The sequence below is a fragment of the Shigella sp. FC1567 genome, assembly GCF_001743015.1.
Classification (GTDB): domain Bacteria; phylum Pseudomonadota; class Gammaproteobacteria; order Enterobacterales; family Enterobacteriaceae; genus Escherichia; species Escherichia coli.
In genome coordinates this window covers 1-15,133 of sequence record NZ_MIIV01000001.1, presented here as the reverse complement: position 1 = coordinate 15,133, position 15,133 = coordinate 1, and the positions used below count along the sequence as shown (strand labels likewise).

Annotated in this window: 11 protein-coding genes and 7 pseudogenes; 6 read left to right on the top strand and 12 right to left on the bottom strand. The window is 45.2% G+C overall.

Annotated elements, in window-relative coordinates:
- The coding region (locus BHE85_RS00085) for an integrase core domain-containing protein (protein WP_032232747.1) at positions 1–306 on the top strand (306 nt) is incomplete at its 5' end.
- Positions 307–348: 42 nt separating this feature from the next.
- Here the strand turns inward: BHE85_RS00085 and fimH are convergent.
- The 9 genes and pseudogenes from fimH to fimB form a co-directional block, all read right to left on the bottom strand.
- Positions 349–1,140: pseudogene (gene fimH, locus BHE85_RS00080) on the bottom strand (type 1 fimbria D-mannose specific adhesin FimH); the annotation flags it as partial.
- A 19-nt stretch (positions 1,141–1,159) separates the two neighbouring features.
- Complete coding sequence (gene fimG / locus BHE85_RS00075) at positions 1,160–1,603, bottom strand: type 1 fimbrial minor subunit FimG (RefSeq protein ID WP_309446428.1); 444 nt, start codon at positions 1,601–1,603, stop codon at positions 1,160–1,162.
- 72 nt (positions 1,604–1,675) lie between these two features.
- The gene (gene fimF / locus BHE85_RS00070; protein ID WP_039064356.1) at positions 1,676–2,206 is read right to left on the bottom strand and encodes a type 1 fimbria minor subunit FimF; all 531 of its coding nucleotides are present in this window, start codon (positions 2,204–2,206) and stop codon (positions 1,676–1,678) included.
- A gap of 9 nt (positions 2,207–2,215) precedes the next feature.
- Positions 2,216–4,852 (bottom strand): annotated as a pseudogene (gene fimD / locus BHE85_RS00065) (fimbrial usher FimD).
- Between the two features lie 66 nt (positions 4,853–4,918).
- Positions 4,919–5,644, bottom strand: a complete 726-nt coding sequence (fimC, locus tag BHE85_RS00060) for a type 1 fimbria chaperone FimC (protein WP_000066501.1) — start codon at positions 5,642–5,644, stop codon at positions 4,919–4,921.
- Between the two features lie 36 nt (positions 5,645–5,680).
- Positions 5,681–6,220, bottom strand: a complete 540-nt coding sequence (fimI, locus tag BHE85_RS00055; RefSeq protein ID WP_000824117.1) for a type 1 fimbrial minor subunit FimI — start codon at positions 6,218–6,220, stop codon at positions 5,681–5,683.
- 64 nt (positions 6,221–6,284) lie between these two features.
- Positions 6,285–6,833 (bottom strand): type 1 fimbrial major subunit FimA, encoded by a 549-nt coding sequence (gene fimA / locus BHE85_RS00050; protein ID WP_000695550.1) that lies wholly within the window; start codon positions 6,831–6,833, stop codon positions 6,285–6,287.
- A gap of 476 nt (positions 6,834–7,309) precedes the next feature.
- On the bottom strand, positions 7,310–7,906 hold the full coding sequence (gene fimE / locus BHE85_RS00045) for a type 1 fimbria switch DNA invertase FimE (RefSeq protein WP_000044700.1): 597 nt from the start codon (positions 7,904–7,906) through the stop codon (positions 7,310–7,312).
- Between the two features lie 477 nt (positions 7,907–8,383).
- Entirely contained in the window at positions 8,384–8,986 is a 603-nt protein-coding gene (gene fimB / locus BHE85_RS00040) for a type 1 fimbria switch DNA invertase FimB (RefSeq protein ID WP_000790594.1), read from the bottom strand.
- A 1,455-nt stretch (positions 8,987–10,441) separates the two neighbouring features.
- Here fimB and nanC point away from each other — a divergent pair.
- The 3 genes and pseudogenes from nanC to BHE85_RS28300 form a co-directional block, all read left to right on the top strand.
- On the top strand, positions 10,442–11,158 hold the full coding sequence (gene nanC / locus BHE85_RS00035) for an N-acetylneuraminic acid outer membrane channel NanC (RefSeq protein WP_071844852.1): 717 nt from the start codon (positions 10,442–10,444) through the stop codon (positions 11,156–11,158).
- Positions 11,159–11,177: 19 nt separating this feature from the next.
- Positions 11,178–12,283, top strand: a pseudogene (gene nanM / locus BHE85_RS00030) (N-acetylneuraminate epimerase).
- Positions 12,284–12,347: 64 nt separating this feature from the next.
- Positions 12,348–12,914 (top strand): annotated as a pseudogene (locus tag BHE85_RS28300) (sialate O-acetylesterase); the annotation flags it as partial.
- A 332-nt stretch (positions 12,915–13,246) separates the two neighbouring features.
- Here BHE85_RS28300 and BHE85_RS28295 read toward each other — a convergent pair.
- A complete protein-coding gene (locus BHE85_RS28295; protein ID WP_418356411.1) occupies positions 13,247–13,336 on the bottom strand; it encodes a hypothetical protein in 90 nt (29 codons plus the stop codon).
- Positions 13,336–13,440 (bottom strand): annotated as a pseudogene (locus tag BHE85_RS00020) (HNH endonuclease); the annotation flags it as partial. The gene BHE85_RS28295 and the pseudogene BHE85_RS00020, both read right to left, overlap by 1 nt.
- Before the next feature lie 99 nt (positions 13,441–13,539).
- Between BHE85_RS00020 and BHE85_RS00015 the strand changes: the two are divergent.
- Together BHE85_RS00015 and BHE85_RS00010 are read left to right on the top strand one after the other, a co-directional pair.
- A complete protein-coding gene (locus tag BHE85_RS00015) occupies positions 13,540–14,412 on the top strand; it encodes a phosphorothioated DNA-binding restriction endonuclease (protein WP_004988608.1) in 873 nt (290 codons plus the stop codon).
- A gap of 44 nt (positions 14,413–14,456) precedes the next feature.
- Positions 14,457–14,636, top strand: a pseudogene (locus BHE85_RS00010) (hypothetical protein); the annotation flags it as partial.
- Between the two features lie 164 nt (positions 14,637–14,800).
- Here the strand turns inward: BHE85_RS00010 and BHE85_RS00005 are convergent.
- A pseudogene (locus tag BHE85_RS00005) lies at positions 14,801–15,133 on the bottom strand (IS1-like element IS1X2 family transposase); the annotation flags it as partial.

Here is a 15,133-nt window from a genome sequence, read left to right as displayed (position 1 = left end):
AAAGGTTCTCAGTATGTATCGCTGGCCTACACACAGCGGCTTAAGGAAGCCGGATTACTGGCATCAACAGGAAGTACAGGCGACTCGTATGACAACGCGATGGCGGAGAGCATCAATGGTCTTTACAAAGCGGAGGTAATACACCGTAAGAGCTGGAAAAACCGTGCAGAAGTGGAACTGGCCACACTCACGTGGGTGGACTGGTATAATAATCGACGATTGCTGGAAAGGCTGGGCCACATCCCTCCGGCAGAAGCAGAAAAAGCTTATTATGCTTCCATCGGAAACGATGATCTGGCAGCCTGAGTTCACAGATAAAACACTCTCCAGGAAACCCGGGGCGGTTCATACTGCTCCTAACGATACCGTGTTATTCGCTGGAATAATCGTACCGTTGCGCGTCAACTGTACGCCGACGCCCTGCGCTGGTGAAAACGACGCGGTATTGGTGAAAATCGAGTTGCCCGCATCTGCGGTTGTGCCGGAGAGGTAATACCCCAGGTTTTGGCTTTTCGCACAATAAACGGTAAGAGGAATTGGCACTGAACCAGGGTAGTCCGGCAGAGTAACGGTGACATCACGAGCAGAAACATCGCAGCCGCCAGTAGGCACCACCACATCATTATTGGCGTAAATATTCCACACAAACTGGAAATCATCGCTGTTATAGTTGTTGGTCTGTCGCAAAATAAGCACGGCAATTAATGAGCCAGCTTTAATCGCCACCCCGCCCGCACTGCTCACAGGCGTCAAATAAAGCGCCACCGGCCACGGCTTATCCGTTCTCGAATTATAAACAACCCGCGGCGTTTCGCTGGTGGTCGGAAATGGATAGCTACTGCCACTATATTTTACGGTCCCGGAAAAATTAGATAACACGCCGCCATAAGCCGAGCCTCGTTGCAGTGTGACATAGTCTGTAATGGTTTCCGGATAATCGTTATGGCAAAAGATTTGCGTCGAAAGATCTACGACCAGGTTTTGCCCCACATTCACGACAGGCGCAAGGTTTACATAAACATTAGCGCTGCCACCGCCAATAGGGATAGCAGTACCATTGGCGGTTTTACAGGCGAATGACCAGGCATTTACCGACCAGCCCATCAGCAGTACAGCAAACAGGGTAATAACTCGTTTCATTACAATTATCTCTTCGGGTTCAGCTGTAGGTATAGGTGATGCTAATCACTGCCTGAATGGTTCCCTGAGTGGCTCCGCCATTTACCGTCAATGCTCTGACCTGTAACGGGAAGTGCGCTGATTGTGAGGAATCATCCACCTGAACTGTTTTGGTTTCGCCAGTATTCAATGTGTTGCCACTGTCATCCTGTAGCTCTAACTGGATGTTTTGCGCGGTCCCCTGGTTTTTATAATATCCGGTACTGTCGGCTGCCCCGCTGAAGCTGGCAGTGACCCTCGACGTTCCCACCGGACAATTAGTCAACTCAAGCGCAACATCATGCCAGGCCGATGCCGCCCCGGCAGACATCAGACTGAAAGAATAAAGATCGCCGAGATCAACCGTGGCATTGGTGGTGGAAACTGTGCACGGTTTGGCGACGACCTTACCGTTCACCGTGATGGTGACATCGGCTGCCTGTATTGTCGCACTTGCGAGCGCCAATATTGCCGCCAATAAATACCCACGTTTGCGCCATTTCATGAGCATCTCCAGTTACTGATATTCAAGAGTGAAGGTAGCCGTGGCATTGATATGCCCCGCAGTGACAGGCACCTGTGTCGCCATTAGCCGGGCGTAAAAATTCAACGTATTTGGTTTACCCGGCGTCAGGGTCGTCCACGAAATCGCGGACGATGGAGCATTAAGGGGTATCTGATTTTGCTGCTCATTCAGAAGCTGTATTCCCAGTCCCGAAGCCGCTGACACCGTATTTTCAAGTGCAAGCAGGTTGGCATTGTGGCTATCTGCAACGCCGGTAAACCCAACCTTTACGGCAGAAACGGCGTTACCACAGGGTGACAGCAAAATACGAAATGGAACGACAGGAGTCGTTGCGCCAATGTTGTTAAATTGCTTCGCCGCGTTTTCCATCAGATCAACAGTAAAATTGGTTGATTCAGCGGCCACACTACAGCCGTTATCTCTGACATAGTCGCGGATAGTAATCGTGCTATCCGCAGCCAAAACGCGACTTACCGCCAGCCACAAAAAAGCGCACAGAAGATAAAAAGGTTTGTTTCTCATCACGCCCCCTTAACGACATTCAGCTGATAGCTGGGTTAATAACTGCTGCTGACTCTCTGGTGGCAGTTGATAATTGGCGATACAGTGAGCATTTTCCTCTTCTCCCCATTTCACCTGAACTTTTCCCGCTAAAGGCATTCCGCTGAGGTAAACCTGACCATTATCCGCAACAATGCCGCTACTCTGGCTACTCTCTGATGTCACCATCGCCCCAAACGGCAGCGGCTTATTATTGTGGGTTAGCGTCATGAGCAGTTTTATCCCAACGCGCGCTTTAAACTCTGCTCGCACGATCGCCCCACGAGTGGGAACAACGTTAGCGACCGCGTTATCTAAATCGACGTTATCAGCCAGGGTATTGGTATCCAGCGCCACTCTGTTTTCCCGATATTCGGTGGCATAAGGCAGCACGGCATAACCGCGCCAGTCGGTACGCACCCCCGTCTGGTTTTCGACTTTTGCATCTTTTGCGCCAGGCGCTTTAACAAGTACCACCGTATCGTTTAACGGCTGCCCCAGCGTTACGCCATTGGCATGAGCCAGTACCCCACCGCTGACTCCGTAATAGAGCTGCTTAATATCATCGCTATGGCTGTAACCGATATTGGCATTGCCGTAACCACCGCGATAATTCAGCGTGGCGTAGCCTGTACTTCCGCTATTACCATCGCCTCCCCCGGCATAGCCGGTTTGCACGCTATAGCTGAGGTTGTTGTCTTCCAGCAACGTACCGTATACACCAGCCAGATTGGTCATCCGACCGTTGAGATCGTGTGACACGCTGTAGCTGGCACTGGCATGTCGCCACTGAGATTTACTGTCAGAACGCAGCCAGTGGCTGAAAGGAATATTGACGTTAAGCGCTAACATCTGATCCCGCCCTTTTTGCCAGGCGTTTTTCGTCAGGCTATAGCTGAGCGTCCAGTTGATATCTTCGAACGCAGTATTTAATCCAGCCTAGAATTGCTCATCGACATTACTCGTTCCCCAATAAGTTTGATGGCTACCACTCAAATACAGTGTTGATGTGCGCCCGAGTTGCTGAGTAACGGTGAGCTGTAATTTCCCGCGTTTGTTATAAGCGAGGTTGTAATAGTCGGTGAATTTCGGCTTAACCTGAATAACTCCATCCTGTGTTTCGATGTTGTAGCCATTCATTCGACTGTATGTTGTATCAGCGAAATTAAAATATCCGCTGGTCGAATAACGGTAACCCACTAACTGAATATTCGTGCCTGACTCATTGAGCGATTTGTTATAGAGAAAACGCACCGATTGTCCGTCATGCTGACTGTCATCGGGAAGTGTGGAATTAGCCTGCGTCATATCCACAGACAGAGCGCCCAGTGCCCCCATGTTTTTCCCGATACCGAAATTAAAAGCACGATAACGATCCGCCAGTTGCGTTCCACCATATATTGTCCAGCCAGCCGGAAGGCCGTGGAGTAATGTACTTTGGAAAAAGCGGGGTTTTTCCTGCTGCGTATTTCCACTACGGTATTCTCCTGCCGTAATGGAATAACGAGTATGCCCTTCACGTTGCAAAAGCGGGACTGACGAATAGGGTACGGTAAAAATCTGCGTGCTGCCGTCAGCCTCTTTGATCGTTACCTGCAAGTCACCACTATTACCTGCGGCATAGATATCGTTGATGGTAAAAGGCCCCGGTGGCACCGTACTATTATAAATGTCATACCCATTTTGTTTAATAGTGACCTGTGCAGTACCACGAGCAATACCGTGGATCACCGGGGCAAATCCTCTTTGGCTATCGGGTAACATATTGTCATCTGAGGCCAATTGTGCGCCGCGAAAGTTAATACCATCGAAAATATCGCCCTGGGTATAACCATCACCCAGCGTCAGCCGGGAACGTAACGGTATTATGTCTCGCTCAAGCCAGGTATTGATATGCTGCCATTTATTTTTGCTACCTGATGATCTGTCGCTACTGTTATAACTCCAGCTGGTATTGTCGCGTAAACACCACGCACCAATATTTAACCCACTCTGTAGGTTTAAATATGCATAATGGCTGTTACCCCCAATCTGATTCTGTACACTATTTCCGCTGAAATTATAATTGAGCAATCCGGCATTAATACCGGGATCCCATAACTCAGGAGGAATATAACCACGCGCGCGATTACTCATAAATGCCTGAGGGATCGTCAGGTTCAGTCGCTGCTGACCAACATCCAGATGCGCAGTAGCGTCATGGATCATTGAGGTTAATGGCACGCAGGCATCATCTGCCAGCAGATTCATACCGGAGACAGAAGCCGCATTCAGCCCCATACTGGCAAGTTGCGCGCGTGTCAGGCAGGGAACAATCCCTTGTTCACTGTCGCCCGTATTAAATGTGACATCACGCGTTGCCATATAACCATTATTCAAATAGATATCGACGCGATACGTCCCTGGCGGTAATTCTTGCCCATTTTCAAAACGCGATAAATCGGCCACAGCCTGGGGATCATCCGCTAAAAAGCGCGGATTAAAATAGAGTTCGGCAGATGACAAAGGTGCCTGTGCGGCAAAAGCACAGGCGACAACGAGCCGGACAAAAAAACCAGCCAAACGATGCTTACGAATATGCAAGCATTGTGTGTTTCGCTGGTAAAGTCTTAAATTCAGATATGACATTATTCCTCCGGTTTAAAATTACCCGGCAGTCAATTCTTTTTATTCAGGCGAGAAATTCCCCCTGCGTTATTCCATTACGCCCGTCATTTTGGGGGTAAGTGCGCCATAATCATTTATTGTTCGGTAAGTAATATTGCTTCCTGCATCAGAAGGCAATTTAACCGTGCTTTCGCCCATTGGAGGCACCAATGCATTTTCAAGAACCCGGGTTCCGGCATTCAACTCTGTTACCGTCAGATAATAGGGTGTCGGGTTAATCAGCGTCAGAGAATTCGCGCTACGACGAAATCTTAATTTTTCTGCGGCCTGATCGGGTGGCAACGCTAATTTAGCCGGGCGATAGTACAGTTTAATGCGGCTGATAATTGCGAACTGTAGCGTATTCTCAGTCAATTTTGATTTATCCATTGACGGAATCGCTTTAACATTCATCCAGAATAAACTTTCCCGGTCCTGTGGCAATTGGTTATTTGTTGCATCAAGAATACGCAAGGTATTCTCTTTTTTTCCCTTCATCGCAAACAGAGGAGGCGTCACGATAAAACGACCATCCTTTACACCATCGGCATTTTCCATCCATGATTGAATTAAATAGGTACTATTTTCATCATTATTTGTCACGGCAAGTTGCACTTGTTTTTGCCCTGCCGGATAAATTACGCGAGTCGCACCTAAGGCCACTCCCGCTTCAGCGCGTCCGGCAACCATCATTGCCATGAACATCAGGATACCTGCCAGCAAGCAGAATGTTATTTCCTGCGATTTCCTTACATTGGCGTTTTTATTACTCACTGTCCTGTTCCTGTTATCACATTATCTGCTGAACAATTACTGATAGGTTAAAGAGAACCAGGCCTGGGCATTGGCGATGCCGCCAGTAACCCAACGCCCGGTAGCACGATATTTGGCGATGAAATGTAGCGAAGTAGAGCCTGAGTAAAGCCGTTTCCAGTTTACTGGAGGACGATTAATCGGTACGAGGTTTCCTTCATCATCAAACAACGCTACGCCAATATTGGTGGCTATCCCTGGCCCCTCTCCCACGGAAAGCACATCCGGATTTTTACCATCCGCGACACCGTGAAACGCCACACCCACACGTTCACTCACCACCGTGCTACATTCCCGTAAATGAATAACAAAAGGCACCGGTGCGCTATCTTCCCCTACCGCATGAAACCGGTTACTGCTGATTTGCCCCATATTGACCGTCATTTGTTTATCACCGGCTTCAATCCGGCAAGTTTCCGCAATAATGACGCCCTGAAATTGCATATTTCCGCCGGGCAGCGTAGTATTCCATTTATTTCCGGCCAGAGCAAACATTGGCAGCAACGACGCTAATAGAAATAATCTCTTCCTTTTCATCGTTATTTTTATCGCACAAGGGTGGGCATCCCTGCCCGTAATGACGTCCCTGAACCTGGGTAGGTTATTGATACTGAACCTTGAAGGTCGCATCCGCATTAGCTGCGCCAGGGGTTGCGACACCGGTTGCATAATAACGCGCCTGGAACGGAATGGTGTTAGTACCGTTATTCAGGGTTGTTTGCTCACTGAATGTCGCACCATCCAGCGTCAGCGCAGCACCCGTTCTGTCCAGGATCTGTACACCAACGTTTGTTGCGCTACCCGCAGCTGAACTCTGCAGAGCCAGAACGTTGGTATGACCCGCATCAATCGCCGTACCTAAAAAGGCAACTGCGGCTTTAGATGCAACATTGGTATCGCAATCATTCAGCTGAATGTTAAAACCGACAGCAGAACTGGTTGCTCCTTCCTGTGCCAGCGATGCGGTACGAACCTGTCCTAACTGAACGATTTGATCAACAGAGCCTGCATCAACTGCGCAAGCGGCGTTAACAACTTCCCCTTTAAAGTGAACGGTCCCACCATTAACCGTCGTGGCAGCGGCCAGAGCCGCTGTAGAACTGAGGGACAGAGCCGACAGAACAACGATTGCCAGAGTTTTAATTTTCATGCTGCTTTCCTTTAAAAAAACTATTTCTAAATCGACATGGGCAGTCGTTCTGTACACTTTGTTTTGTCAACGAGTTTGACTGCCAACACTGCACAGTTTTCCCCCAAAAGATGAAACATTTGGGGCCATTTTGACTCATAGAGGAAAGCATCGCGCACAAACTTTTTCAGTTTATTTGTTGGCTTAATATTCTATTGTTATCTTTATTTATAGATTTTTATATTGCATGAGGTGGTTTTTGGAGAGAAGAATGAGGAAGATGCGTCGAGCCACAGAAACGTTAGCTTTACATATAGCGGAGGTGATGTGAAATTAATTTACAAGAGAAATAATTTACATATCAAACAGTTAGATGATTTTTGTCGTTTTTTAAAATTTTTATGCTTGAGAAAAAATACGTAACTTATTTATGATATGGACAATTTGGCCCCAATTGTCTTGTATTTATTTTTTAACTTTATTATCAATAAGTTAATTCAAACCTCTTCTCTTTTTAATTTTTCGTTTATGAGATTATTTCTTTCCCATAATCCGGCAAAACGAGCAGCATTACTGGCGGTATAACGTACAGTATGGCGAATATTTCGATGCCCGAGATAATCCTGAATTAAACGAGTATCTGCACCACGCTCCGCCAGTTCATAACCGCAAGCATGCCTTAACATATGAGGATGAGTCTGCGTTACGGTTCCAGCTTCAATACCGGCATCACGAATAATGCGATAGGCCTGCTGGCGAGAAAGCCGACTCCCGCGGCGAGAAATAAATATGGCGTCGGTCCGGTCAGCGCCTTTCCAGTTAGCACGTTCCAGGGTCCAGCGTTCCACAGCTTCACGCTCATCAAAACGTAACGGGTGAACGGTAGAAAATCCGTTCTTCAGTCGGCGAATATTTATTCGACCTTCATTAAGGTCAAGATCCTGATAATGCAGATCAAGCAGTTCACTAATACGCATCCCATGCCGATATGCCAACAGAATAAGACAATAATCTCTGGCTCCCGTTGCCCCGTAACAAACCGCCTGCATCATGGCCTGAACTTCTTTACCGGTAAGATAACGACGTTTACTCACAATAGTAGTACTCCTAACTGAGATATATTTGAATGAATACCTATAGGAAACCTCAATCGGTCAAAATTAGCCCAATAGATAAAAAGATAACCACACACGAAGTGATGTGGCTATCAGTCAATTACATTAAATATCATACAAAAATAAAATATCACTGATGTGACAACATCTATTTTCATTGATTTGATTCAATATAACAATAGATTGTAGTAGATTAGCTTCCAGTTGCTTAAAAAATAAAGAAAAAAGTGCGAAAACAGGAGAATTTAAGTGATGTGTAAATTTATGAATGATTTTGTTTATTTATTTTGAAGAACATAAACCATTGTATTTTGTATGGATATGGTTAACTTAATGCTTATTATGATAATTAAGAATTATACTTACAATAACATCAATTAATAAATGGTTAATCATTTTTGATATATCGTAAGAATAATGTAGTTTTTAACACCATCCCTGGTATCTCAACTATCTCTATAAAACAGCGTGACGCTGTCGTCCTCTGGCTCTATCCCAGATGCCGTAAAAACGCCCTGCATTGCTGGCGGTATACCAGACAGTATGACGAATATTGCGATGCCCAAGATAATCCTGGATAAGTCGCGTATCTATTCCCATATTCGCCAAAGCAAAACCACACGAATGGCGTAACATGTGCGGATGAATCTCCAGTGACAACCCGGCATTACCACCGGAAGTCGAGATAATATGGTAAAACTGTTGCCGAGAAAGCGGATTCCCCTTACGCGATAAAAATACCCACTCGCTCTCAGCATGCGGGTACGAAGTACGGATACTCAACCAGTTTTTTAAAGCCTGAACTTCTTTATTCAATAGCGGGGGCGTTGTTGAAAAGCCTTTTTTTAATCGATGGATATATATACACTTTGCCTTAAGATCAATATCCGAAATCCTCAATCGACAAATTTCACTCGCCCGGAAACCATGAATAAAACAAAGCAAAGTCAGACAATAATTACGTGCTGCATGAGGCCCGGTATTTGCTGCTTTAAGGAGTGATTCGATTTCACTATGGGTCAGGAAGTTCCTTTTTTTGTTATCAGCCTTATTCTTCATCGTTTTTCCCTTATAATTACAGACGCGCACTAGCTGTGCTGGGTTAGCAATAATCCAACATTTTTATCCTGATTATGTTTATAAAAGCGAACGTTTGCTTAATAACTAACGTAAGTGGACCAGTTCTTCTGAGTGAACTTAAATGGGGTAGCAACAGTTAATTATAATAACGTTGCCATACAAACGCTATGCTCTTGCATGCTATGTACCTTTATATATTTATCAATCGGATACGAATCTAATAATACCCCTCATCATTAATGCAACTAATCTTATCTATATATCATGTGATATGTTCTGTAACAAGTAAAATCAGCATAAAAAATTCAGCAAAATTTAATATTCGTTCAACTAGCCGTCTCACATATGACATTATTAGTCAACTCCATTTGCCACAAAATGGCTATTTCATGGAACGCAGTAATTTCTTAGTGGCTATTATCATGCTAATTCTTAGGTCCCTAGCGATTATTCCTGGCTGATTCGTCAGCTTACGCCATGAGATTGTTACATTCCTTTTTATCCTGGAGATATGGGGGAACGCAGGAGATGATTTTTTCATCTACATTCGTTGGTAAATATAGCTTTGGTCACTACGACTTAAACCTTCCTCAATCACAGCCATTCGCCGGGCGATACGGCAAACAAACTAAGTGAAACATCATCCTGAAAACACCAACATCAACAAGCCTCTCCAGATCGACTTCAGAAGTGACCAGTTACAAGCCACAAACCAGGAAACATATTTCATGATGAGAATTATGCTCAGCCTGATGGCGGGTAAACACTGATTTTCACCAAGCTCACTGAGTTAGCTTGCAAAGCTTCCCTTGTTTAGACTCCAAATAAATTATTTATAAAACAAACATTTAAACAAAGATCTTTAGTTTTTGAAGACCACCGCAAGTGTTCGTCTGGCTTCACATGGCATCTTCCTCTTAGAAAAAGATCGACATATTTTGTGACACGAATTGCAAATCTGGTTTTGTTGTATGGATTGCGTGATTTTTGATCTGGTATAACAGGTATAAAGGTGCACCAAGATAGTCAATGAGACAGGGCATCTCGCAATCTATGGCAAACATCACTTCAGTTCTTTCTCATCGGGTGATGAAAACGCACTTCAGTCTGAAAGGAATATGAAAATGAGATCAACAGACACTCTATTTTATGACTCTGGGTAAAATGGATTGAGTAAGTGATATAGCTTACGAAAATTCAAATCAATTAAACATCAGAAGAGATTTTATACTCAGGTATTTAATCTGGATCTCTGTTTATTTAAATAATGTGAAAAGAGATTTTTCACAGGAGACCTTATACAAAAAAATATAAAATACAGCTACCGGTTGCCAAAGACACTATAAGCCTGGCAAAAAATATTACACAACATAAATGCTAATTGTTTATGCGGGCTTTGTATTGCTTTCTGTATCCTACAAATGAGTGAAATTTATGAAAAAGGCTAAAATACTTTCTGGCGTATTATTACTGTGCTTTTCGTCCCCATTAATTTCTCAGGCTGCGACACTGGACGTACGTGGTGGATATCGTAGTGGAAGCCACGCCTATGAGACTCGACTCAAAGTCAGTGAGGGATGGCAAAATGGATGGTGGGCAAGCATGGAAAGTAATACCTGGAATACCATTCATGATAATAAAAAGGAAAATGCCGCACTCAATGATGTTCAGGTTGAAGTTAATTACGCGATTAAACTTGATGATCAATGGACGGTGCGCCCGGGAATGTTAACGCATTTTAGCAGCAACGGCACACGCTACGGACCCTACGTAAAACTGTCCTGGGACGCGACAAAAGATCTTAATTTTGGCATTCGCTATCGTTACGACTGGAAAGCTTACCGACAACAAGACTTATCCAGTGATATGTCTCGTGATAACGTTCATCGTTGGGATGGATATGTCACTTACCATATTAATAGTGATTTCACCTTCGCATGGCAAACGACGCTATACAGCAAACAGAACGATTATCGCTATGCAAACCATAAGAAATGGGCGACGGAAAATGCATTTGTTCTACAATACCATATGACGCCCGATATTACGCCATACATAGAATATGACTACCTTGACCGTCAGGGTGTTTACAACGGCAGAGATAATTTATCGGAAAACAGTTATCGCATTGGTGTGTCATTTAAACTGTAGTAGACAGGAGACAGTCACAATGAATAAAACAATAACGGCGCTTGCTATCATGATGGCTTCATTTGCCGCAAACGCGTCTGTATTACCGGAAACTCCTGTGCCATTTAAAAGTGGTACCGGAGCAATTGATAACGACACTGTCTACATTGGTTTAGGTAGCGCAGGTACGGCATGGTACAAGCTGGATACACAGGCCAAAGATAAAAAATGGACAGCGTTAGCTGCATTCCCTGGTGGACCAAGAGATCAAGCAACCTCTGCATTTATTGATGGCAATCTGTATGTGTTTGGCGGCATTGGCAAAAACAGAGAGGGCTTGACTCAGGTATTTAATGACGTACACAAATACAACCCCAAAACCAATAGCTGGGTTAAATTGATGTCGCACGCACCGATGGGCATGGCGGGTCATGTGACTTTTGTACACAACGGCAAGGCTTATGTTACTGGCGGTGTTAACCAGAATATCTTCAATGGCTATTTTGAAGATCTCAACGAGGCTGGAAAAGATTCAACCGCTGTAGATAAAATCAATGCCTACTATTTTGACAAAAAAGCAGAAGATTATTTCTTCAATAAGTTTCTGTTGTCTTTTGATCCCTCAACACAGCAATGGAGTTACGCTGGCGAATCGCCCTGGTACGGAACGGCTGGTGCGGCGGTTGTGAATAAAGGTGATAAAACCTGGCTTATTAATGGCGAAGCAAACCCGGATTGCGAACGGATGCCGTATTTGAACTTGATTTCACCGGTAATAATTTAAAATGGAATAAGCTTGCTCCCGTCTCATCACCAGATGGCGTCGCTGGCGGTTTTGCGGGGATAAGCAATGATTCTCTTATATTTGCCGGAGGGGCCGGATTCAAAGGTTCACGAGAAAATTACCAGCACGGAAAGAACTATGCGCATGAAGGCCTGAAAAAATCATATAGCACTGATATTCATCTTTGGCATAACGGGAAATGGGATAAATCGGGTGAATTATCGCAAGGTCGGGCCTACGGAGTATCATTGCCCTGGAATAATAGTCTATTGATTATTGGCGGTGAAACTGCAGGCGGCAAAGCGGTGACGGATTCAGTTTTGATCTCTGTGAAGGATAATAAAGTCACAGTACAAAACTAACGCTTCAGGGCCCCAGTAAAGGGGCCCTGCTATCAATTTATCATTTCAATTACGCGAAAATTATATGGACGCAATAATATCGCCCGATTATTACTATGTTCTTACCATTGCTGGTCAGTCTAATGCTATGGCGTATGGCGAAGGACTGCCATTACCGGCCAGGGAAGATGCGCCTCATCCCAGAATTAAACAATTAGCGAGATTTGCGCATACGCATCCCGGAGGCCCGTCATGTCACTTTAACGACATTATTCCACTAACTCACTGCCCACACGATGTTCAGGATATGCAGGGTTATCACCATCCTCTGGCAACGAATCATCAAACACAGTACGGCACCGTTGGCCAGGCACTGCATATTGCACGGAAATTACTGTCCTTTATTCCTGATAACGCAGGGGTTCTCATCGTTCCGTGTTGCCGTGGCGGATCGGCTTTTACCGCGGGCAGCGAAGGGACATATTCAGAACGGCACGGAGCCAGCCATGATGCTTGTCGTTGGGGAACGGATACTCCGCTATACCAGGATTTAGTCAGCAGAACGCGAGCCGCACTGGCAAAAAATCCGCAGAACAAATTCCTCGGCGTATGCTGGATGCAAGGCGAATTTGACTTAATGACCAGTGACTACGCGTCACACCCTCAACACTTTAATCATATGGTTGAAGCCTTTCGTAGGGATCTAAAACAATACCATTCTCAGCTTAATAATATTACTGACGCGCCGTGGTTTTGCGGCGATACCACCTGGTACTGGAAAGAAAATTTCCCTCATGCGTATGAAGCTATTTATGGCAATTATCAAAATAATGTTTTAGCTAATATTATTTTCGTCGACTTCCAGCAACAAGGTGAAAGAGGACTGACGAACGCGCCTGATGAAGACCCGGACGATTTAATCATGGGATATTACGGTTCAGCGTACCGCTCACCGGAGAACTGGACGACGGCACTGCGAAGCAGTCATTTCAGCGCGGCAGCCCGTCGGGGGATTATTTCTGACAGGTTTGTAGAAGCAATTTTGCAGTTTTGGCGCGGAAAGTGAGCGTTCATTAATTTGATTTATTCGCATCCATCAACGCTTTTAACTCCTCCGGCGTAAACGGTGGTTTGCGTCGGTGCAACATCGCATGGCAATTAGGGCACACAAGCAGCAAAAAAACAAATGAGATCAAGGTAATATATCTTCACTTGCAGGCTTGAACAGCAGAAAATTTGCGAGCATGATCGCAATTATTTCACTGCTAGGGATATCAATGGCTTCCAGTAAATCGCTACAGCAGGCAATTGCCAATATAAAAATCTGGCATAAGGGTGAACAGCGCGCACCGCATAAACCATTGTTATTGCTATACGTATTAGCGGGATACCTGAATGGACATCCACGCCTTTTCGATTATGGATCGGAAATCTACGAACCTCTGCACAGTTTACTGGAACGTTTTGGGCCACAGCGTTCACAGTACCGACCTGATATGCCGTTCTGGCGATTACAAGGCGACGGATTCTGGCAATTACACAATGCCGAGCTTTGCTCAACAGCAGGGAGCAGCCGACAACCGCCAGTGAAGGAACTGAACGAATACCACGTTGCAGGCGGTTTCGATGAACAGCACTACGCCCTGGTAACCGGCAATAAAAAACTCATCAATACTCTAGCGCAACAGATACTCGAAGCGCACTTCACCGAGAGTATTCAGGAAGAAATTGCTGACGAGCTGGGTTTTGATCTCCAGCAAATCCGTAAACAGCGCGACCCGTTATTTCGCAAAAATGTATTACGCGCTTATAACTACCAGTGCGCGATATGTGGCTTTAATATGCGCCACGACGACACCACCGTCGCGCTGGAAGCGGCGCATATAAAATGGAAACAGCACGGCGGTCCTTGTGAAATTCCTAATGGCCTGGCGCTTTGCGCAATTCACCATAAAGCCTTTGATAAAGGATCGATTGGCCTGGACGAAAATATGCGGGTACTGGTATCAGATGCAGTAAACGGCGGAGGGAGCGTTGAGAGATTATTCTGGGATTTTGACGGGAAAATTATTGCGTTGCCGCAGGTGCGTAAAAATTACCCTTATGAGGGGTTTGTGGAGTGGCATCGGAATGAGGTTTTTAGGGGGTGAGGTTGATAACTATCGCAGTATGTTCAATATTGCTGACATAATCAGTGCAGGATCTTGCCGCTAGTTTACAACTCGCCTTCGATAGCGGCGCAAAACGAGTTCTGTTGCCGATATCCTGGGCTATGGATATTCCAACAGTTCCGGCAGAGTTGTTTACCAAGTTTCAGGTAAGTTTTTACTCAGAACCGGTTGATGCGGTTTATAAGGCGCTGGATGTGAATTAACACATTCCTCAGCTTATTTACAAAAGGATTATTCCCATTTGATATAATATCAGTGCCAATTTACTTTTTTCAATGGAATATATCTCGGCTAAATAACAATAAAACTTATCGCTAATGGATTAAATAAACAATTTTCTAATTCATTTCACGGTAATGACTCCAACTTACTGATAGTGTTTTATGTTCAGATAATGCCCGATGACCTTGTCATGCAGCTCTACCGATTTTGAGAACGACAGTGACTTCCGTCCCAGCCTTGCCAGATGTTGTCTCAGATTCAGATTATGTCGCTCAATGCGCTGAGTGTAACGCTTGCTGATAACGTGCAGCTTTCCCTTCAGGCGTGATTCATACAGCGGCCAGCCATCCGTCATCCATACCACGACCTCAAAGGCCGACAGCAGGCTCAGAAGACGCTCCAGTGTGGCCAGAGTGCGTTCACCGAAGACGTGCGCCACAACCGTCCTCCGTATCCTGTCATACGCGTAAAACAGCCA

Bases quoted from the DNA above. Each gene is read 5' to 3' on its own strand.
- fimB (WP_000790594.1), bottom strand. From the start codon at position 8,986: ATGAAGAATAAGGCTGATAACAAAAAAAGGAACTTCCTGACCCATAGT.
- BHE85_RS28295 (WP_418356411.1), bottom strand. From the start codon at position 13,336: ATGAACGCTCACTTTCCGCGCCAAAACTGCAAAATTGCTTCTACAAAC.
- fimF (WP_039064356.1), bottom strand. From the start codon at position 2,206: ATGAGAAACAAACCTTTTTATCTTCTGTGCGCTTTTTTGTGGCTGGCG.
- fimA (WP_000695550.1), bottom strand. From the start codon at position 6,833: ATGAAAATTAAAACTCTGGCAATCGTTGTTCTGTCGGCTCTGTCCCTC.
- fimI (WP_000824117.1), bottom strand. From the start codon at position 6,220: ATGAAAAGGAAGAGATTATTTCTATTAGCGTCGTTGCTGCCAATGTTT.
- BHE85_RS00015 (WP_004988608.1), top strand. From the start codon at position 13,540: ATGGCTTCCAGTAAATCGCTACAGCAGGCAATTGCCAATATAAAAATC.
- nanC (WP_071844852.1), top strand. From the start codon at position 10,442: ATGAAAAAGGCTAAAATACTTTCTGGCGTATTATTACTGTGCTTTTCG.